Source organism: Pseudomonas guariconensis (assembly GCF_040822035.1).
Taxonomy (GTDB): Bacteria; Pseudomonadota; Gammaproteobacteria; order Pseudomonadales; family Pseudomonadaceae; genus Aquipseudomonas; species Aquipseudomonas guariconensis.
Window position 1 is genome coordinate 3,746,565 of the sequence record NZ_CP162012.1, and the last position, 16,223, is coordinate 3,762,787.

12 protein-coding genes are annotated in these 16,223 nt (G+C 66.0%); all 12 read left to right on the top strand.

All coding sequences use genetic code 11. From position 1 onward, the window contains the following. The first annotated feature begins 42 nt into the window (after nt 1–42). The 12 genes from AB1N67_RS17295 to AB1N67_RS17350 all read left to right on the top strand — a co-directional run bounded on the left by AB1N67_RS17295 (nt 43) and on the right by AB1N67_RS17350 (nt 15,950). Nucleotides 43–753: a FadR/GntR family transcriptional regulator gene (locus tag AB1N67_RS17295; protein WP_043206755.1), complete on the top strand. Its 711-nt coding sequence runs from the start codon at nt 43–45 to the stop codon at nt 751–753. A gap of 103 nt (nt 754–856) precedes the next feature. After that, on the top strand, nt 857–2,050 hold the full coding sequence (lhgO, locus tag AB1N67_RS17300; RefSeq protein WP_070573359.1) for an L-2-hydroxyglutarate oxidase: 1,194 nt from the start codon (nt 857–859) through the stop codon (nt 2,048–2,050). 43 nt (nt 2,051–2,093) lie between these two features. Beyond that, nucleotides 2,094–3,422 (top strand): MFS transporter, encoded by a 1,329-nt coding sequence (locus tag AB1N67_RS17305; RefSeq protein ID WP_043206760.1) that lies wholly within the window; start codon nt 2,094–2,096, stop codon nt 3,420–3,422. 201 nt (nt 3,423–3,623) lie between these two features. Beyond that, nucleotides 3,624–4,583, top strand: a complete 960-nt coding sequence (locus AB1N67_RS17310; protein WP_043206762.1) for a MoxR family ATPase — start codon at nt 3,624–3,626, stop codon at nt 4,581–4,583. 4 nt (nt 4,584–4,587) lie between these two features. Next, nucleotides 4,588–5,532: a DUF58 domain-containing protein gene (locus tag AB1N67_RS17315; protein ID WP_043206852.1), complete on the top strand. Its 945-nt coding sequence runs from the start codon at nt 4,588–4,590 to the stop codon at nt 5,530–5,532. After that, a complete protein-coding gene (locus AB1N67_RS17320) occupies nt 5,529–6,023 on the top strand; it encodes a DUF4381 domain-containing protein (protein WP_070573355.1) in 495 nt (164 codons plus the stop codon). The genes AB1N67_RS17315 and AB1N67_RS17320 overlap by 4 nt, the downstream gene beginning before the upstream one ends. Continuing rightward, nucleotides 6,016–7,092, top strand: a complete 1,077-nt coding sequence (locus AB1N67_RS17325) for a VWA domain-containing protein (protein WP_043206765.1) — start codon at nt 6,016–6,018, stop codon at nt 7,090–7,092. Before AB1N67_RS17320 ends, AB1N67_RS17325 begins: the two co-directional genes overlap by 8 nt. Further along, entirely contained in the window at nt 7,089–8,807 is a 1,719-nt protein-coding gene (locus AB1N67_RS17330) for a tetratricopeptide repeat protein (protein WP_043206766.1), read from the top strand. The genes AB1N67_RS17325 and AB1N67_RS17330 overlap by 4 nt, the downstream gene beginning before the upstream one ends. Further along, nucleotides 8,804–10,429: a BatD family protein gene (locus AB1N67_RS17335; protein ID WP_043206767.1), complete on the top strand. Its 1,626-nt coding sequence runs from the start codon at nt 8,804–8,806 to the stop codon at nt 10,427–10,429. The genes AB1N67_RS17330 and AB1N67_RS17335 overlap by 4 nt, the downstream gene beginning before the upstream one ends. A 51-nt stretch (nt 10,430–10,480) precedes the next feature. Next, nucleotides 10,481–11,719 carry an exonuclease SbcCD subunit D C-terminal domain-containing protein gene (locus AB1N67_RS17340; RefSeq protein ID WP_102081940.1) on the top strand — a complete coding sequence of 413 codons (1,239 nt, stop codon included), beginning with the start codon at nt 10,481–10,483 and terminating at the stop codon, nt 11,717–11,719. Beyond that, nucleotides 11,716–15,360: an AAA family ATPase gene (locus tag AB1N67_RS17345; protein ID WP_367863317.1), complete on the top strand. Its 3,645-nt coding sequence runs from the start codon at nt 11,716–11,718 to the stop codon at nt 15,358–15,360. Before AB1N67_RS17340 ends, AB1N67_RS17345 begins: the two co-directional genes overlap by 4 nt. After that, complete coding sequence (locus AB1N67_RS17350; RefSeq protein WP_043206773.1) at nt 15,357–15,950, top strand: glutathione S-transferase; 594 nt, start codon at nt 15,357–15,359, stop codon at nt 15,948–15,950. Before AB1N67_RS17345 ends, AB1N67_RS17350 begins: the two co-directional genes overlap by 4 nt. Nucleotides 15,951–16,223: the final 273 nt, after the last annotated feature.

Consider the following 16,223-nt stretch of genomic DNA (forward strand, 5'->3'; position numbering starts at 1 on the left):
CCCAGGCATTGTCTGACAACCTGATCAAAAGGCGGCATACCCATGCTAGAGCTTCAGCGCCCGGACACCTTGGTCGAACGGGTCGTCAGCGCCATCCGCGCAGAAATCGATTCCGGCCGCCTGGCCGCCGAATCGCGCCTGCCCACCGAACAGCAACTGGCCGAACAGCTCAATGTCAGCCGTTCGGTGGTGCGCGAGGCAGTGGCGCAACTGAAGGCGGACGGCGTGCTCATCGCCCGGCGCGGGCTCGGCTCCTATATCTCGCAAACGCCCTGCGGCACGGTTTTCCGCTTCCCCGGGAGCAACGGGCGCAAGCCAGACCTCGTGCAGATGTTCGAGATGCGTCTGTGGATCGAAACCCAAGCTGCCGCCGTTGCGGCCCGCCGCCGCGACGACGCGGACCTCGCCCGCATGGCCCAGGCTCTGCAGACGATGCTCGACGGGCGCAGCGACCTGGCCACAGCCTCTGCCGCCGACGTGGCCTTCCACCGGGCCATTGCCGAAGCCAGCAAGAACGATTATTTCGTGGCCTTCCATGATTTTCTGGGTGGCCAGCTAGCCACCGCGCGCCGCAACGCCTGGGAGAACTCCGCGGCTCTTCCCCAAGGCGGTGCAGCCGATGCCAACCGTGAACACCAGGCGCTGTACCAAGCCATTGCCGACGGTGACCGCCAGGCGGCTGCCGCCTGCGCTGAAGCCCACCTACGGGCATCGGCCAGACGCCTGAAGATCGACCTTCCCGACCTCGACTGATTTCGGAGCCTTCGCATACGGCCTGGCGACCTTTCGTACGCCCTACTTAGTCTGACAACCTGATAAGCAGATTCACCGACAAGATCACCAAGGTATCCCCTGCATGACTTACGACTACTGCATCATCGGCGGCGGCATCGTCGGCCTCGCCACCGCCATGGCCCTGCTCGAACAGCGCCCCGGCGCCTCGTTGCTGATCCTCGAGAAGGAAACCAGCCTCGGTCTTCACCAGACCGGCCACAACAGCGGCGTGATCCATGCAGGCATCTACTACGCACCAGGCAGTCTCAAGGCCGACCTGTGCAAACGCGGCGCCCAAGCCACCAAGGACTTCTGCACCGAGCACGGCATCGCTTTCGAGGTCTGCGGCAAACTGCTGGTGGCCTCGAACGATCTGGAAATGCAGCGCATGCACGCGCTGTACGAGCGCTCGCAGCAGAACGGGCTGAAGGTCGAGCGCCTGGACGCCGCCGAACTCAAGCGCCGCGAGCCGAACATCGTCGGCAAGGGCGCGCTGTTTCTCGATGCCACCGGCATCGTCGACTACAAGCAGGTGTGCGACGCCATGGCCCGGGTCATCCAGAAGGCCGGCGGTCACGTTCGTCTGGCCACCACCGTGCGGGCGATCCAGGAACAGGGCGACTACGTCGAGGTGAGCAGCGACAGCCAAAGCTGGCGCGCCCGCCAGCTGGTCGCCTGCGCCGGCTTGCAGTCCGACCGCCTGGCGCGCCTGGCCGGAGTGAAGATCGACCACCAGATCATCCCCTTCCGCGGTGAGTATTACCGCCTGCCAGCGAGCAAGAACCAGATCGTCAACCACCTGATCTACCCGATCCCTGACCCGGACCTGCCGTTCCTTGGCGTGCACCTGACACGCATGATCGACGGCAGCGTCACCGTCGGCCCCAACGCGGTGCTGGGCTTGGGCCGGGAGAACTACCGCAAGTTCTCGGTGAACTGGCGCGATGTGGCCGAGTACGCGCGCTTCCCGGGCTTCTGGAAAACGATCTGGAATAACCTGGGCTCGGGCACCACTGAAATGAAGAACTCGCTGTTCAAGCGAGGCTACCTGGAGCAGTGCCGCAAGTACTGCCCGCAGCTGGAGGTAGAAGACCTGCTGCCGTATGAGGCCGGCATCCGCGCCCAGGCGGTCATGCGCGACGGCACCCTGGTGCACGACTTCCTGTTCGCCGAGACCCCACGCATGGTGCATGTCTGCAACGCACCCTCGCCTGCAGCCACCTCCGCCATCCCTATTGGCCAGATGATCGCCGCGAAGATCCTCAAGGCCCGCTGAAACCCCTGCATAGCCCACTACAAAGACAATAAGGAAACCTCAGATGTCGGTACACGAGGCGGCCCTGGCCGCGACCGAAACCCCGGACCAGCAGCGCAAACGCCTGCGCAAGGTGGCAGCAGCGACCATCTTCGGCTCGATGCTGGAGTGGTATGACTTCTACCTGTACGCCACCATGGCAGCGATCGTCTTCTCGAAGATCTTCTTCGATGCCAGCAACCCGGCCGTGGCCTCGCTGCTGGCGTTCTCCACCTTCGCCATCGGCTTCATCGCCCGCCCCTTCGGCGGCGTATTGTTCGGCTACCTGGGCGACCGCTTCGGGCGCAAACAGGTGCTGGTGATCACCTTCTGCATGATGGGCGTTTGCACGGCCCTGATCGGCCTGATCCCCAGTTACGCCAGCATCGGCATCTGGGCCCCGATCATCCTGGTGGTGATCCGCATCATCCAAGGTCTGGGCGCGGGCGCCGAATTGTCCGGCGCGGCGGTCACCTCCTACGAGCACGCCAGCGAAGGCAAGCGCGGCAGCCAGGGTGCCTGGCCGGCACTGGGCCTGAACCTGGGCCTGCTGCTGTCGTCGCTGACCGTGTATCTGCTGACCATGAACGGCAATGAATTCCTGCTCGCCGGCGGCTGGCGCATCCCGTTCATCGCCAGCATCGCACTGGTCGGCATCGGCCTGTGGGTGCGCAAGAGCATCCCTGAGACCCCGGACTTCAAGAAGCTCGACCAGGCCAAGGATAAACCCCAGGTCTCGCCGCTCAAGCTGCTGTTCAAACATGACCTCAAGGGCCTGGCGGTGGTGTTCTTCGTAGCCATCGGCTACAACGCACTGAGCTACATCTTCAAGACCTTTTCCCTGGCCTACCTGACCCAATTCAAGGGCGTCGAGGCCCATGTCACTTCGCTATCGGTGACCATTGCCAGCCTGGTGGCGATCTTCACCGTGCCGTTGTTCGGCTGGCTGTGCGACAAATGGAGCAGCAAGACCGTACTGATGCTTGGCGGTGTGCTGTCGGCAGTGTTCGCCTACCCCTTCCTGCAATTGCTGAGCACGGGCGAGCCGACCCTGATCTACATCGCCATCGCGATCGGTACCGGCATCCTCGCGCCCATGATGTTCGCCCCTCAGGGCTCGTTCCTCAGTCGACAGTTCCCAGCCCAGACGCGCTCTTCGGGCTTTGGTACCGGCCGCGAGATCGGCACGGCCGTGGCCGGCGGCCTGGCGCCACTGGGCGGACTGGCCCTGGTGGCCGGATCGGCCACCCATTCCACTGACGGTGTGGCACTGATTTTGGCGATCTCTGGCGTATTGGTGGTGGTCTTTGCCCTGTTCGACCAAGGGCGCAAGCATTCCAGCGCGAAGAACTGACGCGCACTGGCGGCCCGATCGCAGCCAACCCACGATCGGGCCGAGCCACCCCGTTGAACTGCCCCGGCTTCACCGGACCAGCCCTGCAAGAAAAATCCACGCCGCCATTGGTCGGCATGGGCCTGGATGGATTAAAGTATCACCCCCTGCCCGGACGCCGCTGTGCCAGCACGCCAGGCCCATTTCCAGGAACCGTCGACGATGGAACACCGTGAGGCGCTGATCGCGCTGCGCACCTTTCTTTCCTCCCAGATACTTGGCCAGGAGAAGCTGGTCGAACGCCTGCTGATCGTGCTGCTGGCCGACGGCCACATGCTGGTCGAAGGCGCACCGGGCCTGGCCAAGACCAAGGCCATCAAGGAACTGGCCGAAGGTATCGAAGCGCAGTTCCACCGCATCCAGTTCACCCCCGACCTGCTCCCGGCCGACATCACCGGCACCGAAATCTATCGCCCGGAAACCGGCAGCTTCGTGTTCCAGCAGGGGCCGATCTTCCATAACCTGGTGCTGGCGGACGAAATCAACCGCGCTCCGGCCAAGGTGCAGTCAGCGTTGCTCGAAGCCATGGCCGAGCGCCAGGTCAGCGTCGGGCGCAGCACCTACGAGCTGTCGCCGCTGTTCTTGGTCATGGCCACCCAGAACCCGATCGAGCAGGAAGGTACCTATCCCCTGCCCGAGGCCCAGCTCGACCGCTTCCTGATGCACGTGAAGATCGGCTTCCCGGATGCCGCCGTGGAACGACGCATCCTCCAGCAGGCCCGCGGCGAGGCGCTCGGCGGCGAGGTCAAGCCGGAGCGGCGGGTCAGCCAGCAGGCGATCTTCGCCGCGCGCAAGGAAATCCTCGGCCTGTACATGGCCGACGCCGTGGAGGAATACCTGGTGCAGTTGGTGATGGCCACCCGCACACCGGCCAAGTTCGACGCCGAGTTGGCCGACTGGATCGCCTATGGCGCCAGCCCGCGCGGCTCGATCGCCCTGGACCGCTGCGCCCGCGCCCACGCCTGGCTGGCCGGGCGTGATTTCGTCAGCCCCGAGGACATCCAGGCAGTGCTGTTCGACGTGCTGCGCCACCGCATCATCTTGTCCTTCGAGGCGGAAGCGGCGGGGATCGACCAGGACCGGGTGGTCCAGCGCATCCTCGACGTTGTCGCTGTCGCCTGACCCCATGCCCACCGCGCACCTGACCGAACCCGGCATCCGCATCGGCCTTGCCGAGTTGATCGACATGCGTCACCGCGTGCGCGAAATCCAGCTGTTTTCCCGGCCCGGCCAGCGCAGCCCGCTGGTGGGCCTGCACCACTCCAAGCTGCGCGGACGCGGCGTGGACTTCGACCAGGTGCGGGTCTACCAGGCCGGCGACGACGTGCGCAACATCGACTGGCGCGTCACCGCGCGCACCCAGGAGCCGCATACCAAGCTGTTCCACGAGGAGCGCGAACGGCCGATCTTCATCCTGGTCGAGCAGAGCCAACGCCTGTTCTTCGGCTCCGGACTGATGTTCAAGTCAGTCCTGGCGGCCCAGGCTGCGGCCCTGTTCGGCTGGGCCGCGCTGGGCCACAACGACCGCATCGGCGGACTGGTGTTCGGCGACAACGAACACCACGAGATCAAACCCCGGCGCAGCAAACAAAGCCTGCTGCAGTTGCTCAACCGACTGGCCAAAGTGAACCAGTCGCTGCACACCGAGGCCGTGCCCCAGCCCGACAGCCTGGGCCTTGCCTTGCGCCGCGCCCGCGAGGTGCTGCGCCCAGGCAGCCTGGCCATCATCATCTGTGACGAACGCGCCTTGACCCCTGGTGTCGAGCAGCACCTGAGCATGCTCTCGCGCCACTGCGATCTGTTGCTGATGCCCGTCTCCGACCCGCTCGACCACGCGCTGCCGGCCGCCGGCTTGCTGCGTTTTGCCCAACGCAGTGCCCAATTGGAGCTCGACACCCTCGATGCCAACCTGCGCCAGGCCTACCGCCAGCAGGCCGAGGCGCGCATCGAGCGCTGGGAGCTGCTGGCGCAGAAGCTGCGGGTACTGTTGATGCCCTTGAGCACCCAGAGCGAGATGATCGAGCAACTGCGTGAGTACCTCAACGCCCAGCGCCCGGGGAGCGGTCAATGAACCCGCTGGACCAGTTGCAACCCTTGATCGCGCCGCCGGCCGTGAGCCTGTGGCCGCCCGCGCCGGGCTGGTGGGGCCTGCTCGCCCTGCTGCCCCTGCTCGGCTGGGGGCTGTGGCGACTGCGCCACTGGCGTCCGGCCAAACCCCGAGTGGTGCGCGCCGAGCAGCCGCTGGACCCCATCCGCCTGGAAGCACTGGCCGAACTGGCTCGCCTGCCCCGCCCCTACGACGGCGCACCTGCCGGCGCCTGGCTGCAGCACATCAACGCGCTGCTCAAACGCCTGTGCCGCAACCACTACCCCGGCGCCAACAGCCACACGCTCAACGGCCGTCAGTGGCTGGCGTTTCTAGACAACCGCTGCCCGGCCGCAGGCCTGACCCGCTGGATGGTGCTGGTCGAAGGCGCCTACAAACCCGAGTGCAAGCTCGACGACAAGGCCATCGCCGGGCTCGCCCAGGCGGTCGAAATCTGGATCCGCAAGCATGTTTGAGCTGGCCTGGCCGTGGGTCTTCTTGCTGTTACCGTTGCCGTGGCTCGCGCGCCTGGTGCTGCCGGCTGCCGACAGCGGCGAGCCGGTGCTCAAGGTGGGCTTTCTCGATGAACTCGAAGGCCTGGCCGGGCGCCGTGCCCGCCTGAATCTGCCGACCTGGCGCCAGCAGGCGCCCTTCGTGACGATCTGGCTGCTCCTGCTGCTGGCCGCTGCCCGTCCCCAATGGCTCGGCGATCCGGTGCCGGTGGCGGCCAGCGGTCGCGACCTGCTGGTGGCGGTGGATGTGTCCGGCTCGATGGACTTTCCCGACATGCAGTGGAAGGACGACGAAATCAGCCGCCTGGACCTGGTCAAGGCGCTGCTCGGCGATTTTCTCCAGGACCGCGAGGGCGACCGGGTCGGGTTGATCCTGTTCGGCAGCGAAGCCTACTTGCAGGCGCCGCTGACCTTTGACCGACGCACCGTGCGCACCTTTCTCGACGAGGCGCAGATCGGCATCGCCGGTAAGAACACCGCCATCGGCGACGCCATTGGCCTGGCGGTCAAACGCCTGCGCCAGCGTCCGGCGCAGAGCCGGGTGCTGGTGCTGATCACCGACGGAGCCAACAACGGTGGGCAGATCCACCCGCTCACCGCCGCCCGCCTGGCCGCCCAGGAAGGCGTGCGCATCTACACCATCGGCATCGGTGCCAACCCCGAAGCCAGCGGTACGCCAGGGTTGCTGGGCCTTAACCCGAGCCTGGACCTGGACGAAGCCTCGCTCAAAGAGATCGCCGAACTGACCCAGGGGGCCTACTTCCGCGCCCATGACGGCGCCGAGTTGGTCGCGATCGGCGATACCCTCGACCAGCTCGAACCGGTGGCCCAGCAACCGACCCAGGCACGCACCGCCAAAGCCCTCTACGCCTGGCCGCTGGCCTTGGCATTGCTCTTGAGCGTGCTGCTGGTGGTCGCCGTGCAATGGCCGGACAACCTCTTCCAACGCCTACTGCGCCGACCGCGCTTTCTACAGCCGCACCCGGAATGGCGCCAGCGCCTCAAGCGCCTGCGTCTGAGGAGGCGGCGATGATCGAACTCTGGCCGCAATGGCTGCGCCCTCTCTGGCTGCTGGTGATCCCTCTGCTCGGCTGGCTGCTGTTCAAGCTCTGGCACCGGCGCAAACGCGCCGGGCGCTGGCAGCTGATCCTTCCCGTGCAATTCCATGGTGTGCTGCTCGGCGGCGGCAACGGCCAGACCAGCAAGTTGCCGTGGATCGCCCTGGGCCTGGCCTGGCTGTTGGTGGTCCTGGCCTTGCTTGGCCCAAGCTGGCAACGCCTGGAAGAAACCCGCCAGCGCCCCGCCGACCCGCTGGTGATCCTGCTCGAGCTGACTCCACAGATGCTCGCCGAAGACAGCACGCCCAACCGCCTGGAGCAGGCCCGCCGCAAGATCTTCGACCTGCTCGAGCACCGTCGCGACAGCCAGACCGCCCTGGTGGTGTATGCCGGCAGCGCGCATACCCTGGTGCCGCTGTCCGACGACCTGGGCACCACCCGCAACCTCCTGGAGGCGGTCGATCCGTCGATCATGCCGCAGCCCGGCCAACGGGCCGACCTGGCCGTGCAGAAAGGCCTTGCCCTGCTCGCCCAGAGCGGCCTGGGCCAGGGGCGTCTGTTGCTGATCGGCTCGGCGCTGAGCGACGCCGAACGCAGCGGCATACTCAAGGCCCTGGGCCGTCAGGGCCCCAGCCTGCTGATGCTCGGGATCGGCAGCAGCGAGGGCGCACCGGTGCGTCAGGCCAACGGCGAATACCTCAAGGACGATCAGGGCGGCATTCTCCTGCCCCGCCTGGACAGCGCCAGTCTCAAAGCCTTCATCAACGGCACCGGTGGACGTTACCGCCACGCCCGCATCGACGACCTGGACCTGCGTGGCCTGGGGCTGTTCGATAACCCTCACGCCCTGCGCAGCAACGGCCAGACCGTGCAACTGGACAGCTGGGCGGACCAAGGCTACTGGCTGCTGCTGCCCTTGCTCGTGCTGGCCGCCTGCGCCGGTCGGCGCGGTTGGTTGTTCTGCCTGCCGCTACTGCTGGCCTTGCCGCAACCGAGCCAGGCCTTCGAATTCAACGACCTGTGGCTGCGCCCGGACCAGCAAGGCCAGCGCCTGCTCGAGCAACAACACCCTGCCGACGCTGCCCGGCACTTCGAAGACCCGCAGTGGCGCGGTATGGCGCTGTACCAGGCGGGCGACTATGAAGCAGCAGCCAAGGCCTTCGCCCAAGGCAGCAGCGCCGCAGCCCACTACAATCGAGGCAATGCCTTGGCCCGCGCCGGGGAGCTGGAAGCCGCGCTGGATGCCTATGAGCAGGCCCTGGAACGTCAACCCGACCTGCAGCCGGCCCTGGACAACCAGGCGTTGGTCCAGCAATTGTTGCAGCAACGCCAGGCCAAGGCCGAGGAACAACCGGCCGGCAGCGAGTCCGAAGGTACCCCCGGCAACGAGACCGAGGGCAACAGCAGCTCAGCGTCCAGCCCAGCCCAAAGCACACCTGGCAGCGATGAGCAGGCCTCCTCCCAGGCTCAGGGCGAGAACGCAAGCAATGCGCAAGGGCCAGGCAGCTCGCAACCTGGCGATGACGACAGCACCACCCAGCCGCCGCAGCGGCCGGTCTCCACCAGCCTGGATGCCGAACAGCGCCAGGCCCTGGAGCAATGGTTGCGGGAAATCCCCGACAACCCGGCCCAGCTGCTGCGGCGCAAATTCTGGTATGAACAGCAATTGCATCAGGACACCTCACGATGAGTCGCCTCGGCGTCTTACTATTCAGCCTGCTGTGGCTTCTCCAGGCCCAGGCCCAACCGACCCTGCAGGCCAGCGTCGACCGCACTCGCCTGCAGGCCGGCGAAACCTTGGAGCTGACCCTGGAAAGCCAGGACGTCACACAATTCGGCAAGCCCGACCTGCGCGCCCTGGAAGGCGACTTCGAAGTGCGTGGCACCCGCCAGCTCAACAGCCTGCACACCCTTGACGGCGAGACCCGCGCGAGCACCCGCTGGATCATCACCCTGCTGCCCAAGCGCAGTGGCAGCTTGCGTATCCCCGAGCTGCAACTGGGCCAGTCGCAGAGCCAAGCCATCGAGCTGCAAGTACTGCAAGCCGATGCCAGCCGTCCCGAAAGCGCCTCCAAAGTCTTCGTCGAGGCCAGCCTGGACAGCCCAGAGGTGTACGTCCAGGCCCAGGCCGTGTTGACGCTGCGCATCTATCACTCGGTGTCGCTGTACGACGACAGCAGCCTGAGCCCTTTGCAACTGGACAACGCCAAGGTCGAGCCATTGGGCGAATCGCGCACCTATGAAAAGGAAATCAACGGCGTACGCCACGGCGTGATCGAGACCCGCTATGCGATCTACCCGCAACAAAGCGGCACCCTGGAGCTCCCGGCACTGACCTTCACCGCCACCGCCGCCGACAATGGCGAGCAGCCGGCCGGCACCCCGCGCGTGGGTCGCCAGGTCCAGGTCAGCTCGTTGCCACTGCAGCTGAAGGTGCGGCCGATCCCCGGCGCCTGGCCTGCCGATCAACCCTGGCTGCCGACGCGAAGCCTGACCCTGGAAGAACACTGGAGCCCGGACCCAAGCAACCAGCAGACGCAGATCGGCGACTCCCTGACCCGCAGCATCACCTTGCGCGCCGAGGGGCTGTCCAGCACCCAGCTACCGCCTTTGCCAGCCACCGAGATCCACGGTTTGCGCCGTTATCCGGACCAACCTGTACTGCGCAATGAAATCAGCGAACGGGGCATGACCGCCAATCGCGAGGAGCGCGAGGCACTGGTCCCGACCCACAGCGGCGCCCTGGCCCTGCCTGCACTGGAAATTACTTGGTGGAATACCCGCGAAGACCATCTGGAGCACAGCAGCCTGCCGGCGCGCACCCTGCAAGTGGAAGACAACCCGGCCCTGAGCGCCGACACGCCGGTCGGCGACAGCAGTGCCAGCAATGCTCGCGTGTGGCCCTGGCAGCTCGCGACCCTGGTGCTGGCGCTGACCACCCTGCTGGGCTTCGCCCTGTGGTGGCGCGCCCGCTCGCAGCCGGCGGTGCTGCGGGCCACCCAAAGCGGTCCGAGCCCGCGCAGCCTGCTGGACGACCTCAAGCGCGCCTGCCAGGCCAACGACCCCCAGGCCACTCGTCAGGCGCTTGACGCCTGGGCACGCCAGCAGCCGGAAACCCTGGCCGAGATGGCCGCCCGTTTCGTACCCTTGTCCGATGCCTTGGATGGGCTCAATGGCGCCTTGTACAGCGAAAGCGGCCAGTATTGGCAAGGCGACGAGCTGTGGCGCGCCATCGGCACCATCCCACCGGCCGAGCAGGTCCTGACGCCTTCGGGCGAAACAGGCAGCCTGCCGCCGCTTTACCCCAAATAACCTTCAGCGCGTGGTCCTCGACTCCACGCCTGCATGCTTGCGGAAATTTCAATGCGTCTGTTTCACACCTCCGACTGGCACCTGGGCCAAAGCCTGCACGGCCAGGAACGCGACTTCGAACATGCCTGCTTCCTCGACTGGCTGCTCGGCCAGCTGCGCCTGCGCCAACCCGACGCCTTGTTGATCGCCGGCGACATCTTCGACACGGTCAACCCACCGGTCAAAGCCCAGGAGCGGCTCTACGACTTCATCGTCCAGGCCCATGAGCAACAGCCCAAGCTCGACATCGTGATGATCGCCGGCAACCACGATTCCGGCTCGCGGATCGAACTGCCGGCTGCCTTGATGCGGCGCCTGCGTACTCACGCGCTGGGCCGTGTGCATTGGCTCGATGAAGGCCAGCTGGACGCCGAGCGCCTGCTGATTCCGCTGACCAATGCCCGCGGCAAGGTCTGCGCCTGGTGTTTGGCCCTGCCATTCCTGCGCCCGGCGGAAGTCACCGGCCCACAGCTGGGCGACGACTACCTGCAAGGCATCACCCAGGTGCACCAGCAACTGATCGCCGCTGCCCAGGCCAAGCGCAAGAAAGACCAGGCCCTGGTCGCCATCAGCCATGCGCACATGGCCGGCGGCGCAGTCTCGGAAGACTCCGAGCGCAGCCTGATCATCGGCAACGCCGAGGCCCTGCCGGCGCGGCTGTTCGACAAAGCCATCAGCTATGTCGCCCTGGGCCACCTGCACAAACCGCAACGGGTCAACCGTGAGGAGCGCATCCGCTACAGCGGCTCACCGATTCCGTTGTCGTTCGCTGAAATCAACTATCCGCACCAGGTACTGGAAATCGAGCTCGACGGCGCCGAGCTGGTCAGCGTCGAGCCTCGCCCGATACCACGGGCCGTGGCCCTGCAACGTATCGGTCCGGCACCTTTGGGCGAGTTGCTGCAACAGCTGGCCGACCTGCCGGTGATCGATCTTCTGGACGATCCCAACCGCCAGAGCTGGCTGGAAGTGCGGGTGCACCTGGACGAGCCGCAGCCAGACCTGCGCCAGCAGATCGAGAGTGCCCTGCAAGGCAAGGCCGTGCGTCTGGTGCGCATCAGCGCCGAATACGCTGGGCGCGACAGGCAGGACGAGGACGAGCAACCCTTCGTCGAGCTGTCGCAATTGACCCCGCAAGACCTGTTCAGTCGCGCCTGGGAACAGGCCTATGGCAACCCGGTCGATGAGCAGGCTCTGGCTGATTTCGCCCAGCTGCTGCAAGACGTCCAGTTGGAGGAGGCTCAGCCATGAAGATCCTTGCCATTCGCCTGAAAAACCTCGCCTCCTTGGCAGGCCCGATCGACATCGACTTCACCGCCGAGCCCCTGGCCAGCGCCGGCCTGTTCGCCATCACCGGCCCCACCGGCGCTGGCAAGAGCACCCTGCTCGATGCCCTGTGCCTGGCGCTGTTCGGCGCAGTCCCCCGCCTGGACGACATCGGCCGGGAGGCCAAGGTGCCCGACGCCGATGGCGAGATCCCGACCTCCGACCCACGCAACCTGCTGCGCAGAGGTACCGGCAGCGGCTATGCCGAGGTGGACTTCGTCGGCATCGACGGGCGCCGCTACCGCGCCCGCTGGGAAGCCAACCGCGCCCGCGAGAAAGCCAATGGCAAGCTGCAACACAGCCGCCAGAGCCTGTACGACCTGGACAGCGAGCAACTGCTTGGCAGCGGCAAGAACGAATACAAGCATTTGGTCGAAGCACGCCTGGGCCTGAACTTCGAGCAGTTCACCCGCGCGGTGATGTTGGCCCAGAGCGAATTCGGCGCCTTCCTCAAGGCCGACGACAAAGAACGCAGCGAGCTGCTCGAAAAGCTCACCAACACCGCCATCTACACCCGCCTGGGCCAACGCGCCTTCACCAAGGCCAAGGAAACCGGCGAACGGCACAACGACCTGCAGAAACAGGCCGAGCACCTGCTGCCCATGGACACCGAAGCCCGCGCCGCACTCGACCAGCAACTGGAGCAGGCCCAGCAACAGTTCAAGGCCGACCAGGCGCGCCAGCGGCAACTGCAGCAACAACGCACCTGGCTTCAGGAGCAGCGCCAGCTACAGGCCCAGTACACTGAGGCCCAACAGGCGCTGCACGCGGCCGAGCAACAGTGGCAGCAACTGGCCGAGCAGCGCCTGGACCTGCAGCGTCTGGAACGCCTCGCGCCGCAGCGCCATCAGTTCCATCGCCAGCAAGTGCTGACCGCACAGTTGACCCCACTGGCTGCGGAGCTCGCCGACCAAGCCCGCCAGCAAGACGAACTGCAAGCCCGCATGGGCGAACTCGAGCAGGCGCTTGAAGGCGCGCGCCAAGCGCTTGCCCAGCGCCAAGCCCAGCACAGCGAAAACGCCCCACGCCTGCGCCAGGCCTTCGCTGCCCAGGACAGCCTGGCGCGCCTGAGCGAAGAACTGGCCGCCCAACGCGCCGCTGCCGAGCAGGCGGCCCAGGAGGTCGCTGACGGCCAGCAGCAATTGCAGCAGTTGGAGGAAAACCAGCAACGCAGTCTGCACACCTTGGCGCAGATCGACGCGGCGCTCGCGCACAGTGAACAACTGGCCGGGCTGACCGATGCCTGGCAGGCTTATCTGCCGCAGTTGAAGCAAGTGATGCTGGTAGGCGGCCGCCTGGCCAAGGGCCGTGAAGAGCTGCCGGGCCTGCAGGCCCAGGTCAGCCAGGCCAATGCCCAATTGCAGTCCCAACGCGACAGCTTCGAGCTATTGTTCCGCGAAGCCGGTGCCGAACCCCAGGCGCTGGCCGAGCAGATCGACCTGCTGGGCGCAATGCTTCAGGACAACCGCAAGCAGCAACGCGTGGTCGAAGACTTGTCACGCTTGCACGGCCGCGAACAGGAACTGCGTCATACCCTGGCCAGCCTGCGCGAACGCCAGCAGCAGGCCATGCAACAGCGCCAACAGCTCATCGGCCAAGGCACCGCCGCCAAGGCCGAGCTGGAAGCCGCCGAACAGGCCCTCGCCCTGACCCGCCAGTTACTGGAACGCCAGCGCCTGGCACGAACCAGCAGTGTCGAGGAGCTGCGCGCGCAACTGCGCGACGGCGAGCCCTGCCCTGTTTGCGGCAGCGCCGAGCATCCCTTCCACCAGCCCGAAGCCCTGTTACAGAGCCTGGGCCGCCATGACCAGGCCGAAGAAGACGCCGCCCGCACCCAGGTCGAGGCCCTCAACAACCAGTTGATGGAACTGCGTACCCAACTGGGCGTGGTCAACGCCCAGCTCAAGGACTACCAGCAACAACAGGTACAGTTGGGCGAGCAACTGCAACCGCTCCTCGAGCAGCTCCAGGCCCATGCCCTGTGGCCCGCCCTCGCACCGCAGGACGACAAAGGCCGCAGTGCCTGGCTCGACGGCCAGCTGCGCCGCCTGGATGAAGAGATCACCCGCGACGAGAAGCGCCAGGGCACCCTGCTCGCCCTGCAAAAAGACGCTGCCCGCCTGAACCAGCAGTTGCAGGCTGCCAGCGAAGCCCAGCAGCAGGCCCAGCGTCATCTCGAGCAACAACACCAGGCCCTGGCGACCGATGAGCAACAGCTTGAGCAAGGTATCAACGATCTGACCAACGTCCTGCCCGCGGACATCCTCCAGGCCCTGCGCGACGATCCGGCCAACGCCTTCCTCGGCCTCGACCAGCAGATCGCCCAGCGCCGCCAGCAGCTCGACCAGCGCAAGGACGAGCAACAAGAACAACAGGCACGCCAGGTTCAGCTGGACAAGCTGCGCGACCAGCAGCAATTGCGCCTGAACACCCAGCAGCAACTCCAACACAAGCTCGCCACCCTGGATGAACAGCGCCTGCAAGCCTTGGCCACCCTGGCTGAACTGCTCGGCGAACAGCCCAGTGCCGAGGCCTGGCAACAGCACATGGACGCGCAACTGGAACATGCCCGCCTCGCCGAGACCGAGACCGCCGAGCGCTTGCAGGCGCTGCGCACCCAAGGTGTGCAACTGGCCGGCGAGCTCAAGTCCAGCCGCCAGCGCCAGCAGGCGCTGGAGCAGGAGTGCCAGCAGTTGCAAGGCCAGATCGCCCAATGGCGCAGCGAACATCCCGAACTGGACGACACCGGCCTCGACCGCCTGCTGGCCATCGACGATGCCCAGCTCGGCGAACTGCGCCAGCGTCTGCAAACGGCGGAAAAAGCCATCGAGCAAGGCCGCGTGCTGTTGCAGGAGCGTGAGCAGCGCCTGCAGCAGCACGTCGCCCAAGCCACCGGCGAAGTGGACCCCGAGTCTCTGGAAGAAGCGCTGACCACCCTCGAGCAAGCGCTGGCCAGCCAGGAGCAGCAGTGCGCCGAACTGCGCGCCCGTCAGGCCGACGATCAGCGTCGCCAGCAAGCGCACCAGGCGTTGGCCAGCGAGATCGAGCAGGCCTATCACCAGTGGCAGCGCTGGGCACGTCTGAACGCCCTGATCGGCTCGGCCTCGGGCGACGTCTTCCGCAAGATTGCCCAAGGCTACAACCTGGACTTGTTGCTGCATCACGCCAACAGCCAATTGCGCCAACTGGCCAAGCGCTATCGCCTCAAGCGCGGCGGCAGTGCCCTGGGCCTGCTGGTACTGGACACCGAGATGGGCGACGAGCTGCGCTCGGTGCATTCGCTTTCCGGCGGCGAAACCTTCCTGGTGTCCCTGGCCCTCGCCCTGGGCTTGGCGTCCATGGCCTCCAGTACCCTGCGCATCGAATCGCTGTTCATCGATGAGGGCTTCGGTAGCCTGGACCCGGAGTCTCTGCAACTGGCGATGGATGCCCTCGACGGCCTGCAGGCACAGGGGCGCAAGGTGGCGGTGATCTCCCATGTGCAGGAGATGCACGAGCGCATCCCGGTGCAAATCCAGGTCCGCCGCCAGGGCAATGGCCTGAGCGATGTGGAGGTGTGTGGGTGAGGCTCTATTCGTTCCGCCGCTGCCCCTGGGCCATGCGCGCACGCCTGGCCCTGCGTTATGCCGGCTGCCCGGTGGAGATTTGCGAAGTGGCGATGAAGAACAAGCCCGCCGAACTCCTGGCATTGTCGCCCAAGGGCACGGTGCCGGTGCTCGACACCGGTGACCACGTGCTTGAAGAAAGCCTGGACATCATGCGCTGGGCCCTGGAGCAGAACGATCCACAGGATTGGCGTCTGCAGGCCGCCCCCGCGGCGGCGGCCCAGGCGTTGGAGCTGATTGCGCGCAACGACCACACCTTCAAGGCCCAGGTGAATCTGTACAAGTACGCCGAACGTTACCCTGAACATTCGCGCGAGCACTACCGCCAGCAGGCCGAACCCTGGCTGGCGGAGCTGGAAGGATTGCTCGAAGGCCGTCCGTACCTGCTGGCAGAGCACCCGAGCCTGGCCGATGCCGCCCTGCTCCCCTTGATGCGTCAGTTTGCGGGGGTGGAACCGGCCTGGTTTGCCGGGGCACCATACCCACGTGTGCGCACTTGGTTGCAGGGCTGGCTGGAATCAGACCTGTTCAAGGCCATCATGGCCCGCTGAGGCCCTGTGTCTGCAGGGTGCCCATTCGCGGCGGCTCGACGCCTCGATAAGCCCGTCCCCACAGGTACAGCGGTGTGCTTGAGAGCACCGAAGGACCTGTGGGAGCGGGTTCACCCGCGAAGAGGCCGGCGCAGCGACCCGAGACCGGCGTTTGTATCTTTCAGATAGCCAGGATCGGCGAAGAGAACAGCAACAGCACCACCGCCGCGATACGCCACATCATGCTCCACCTCCGGAGTCAAAAATACAGCGTCAAATTTAAACATATGGCGT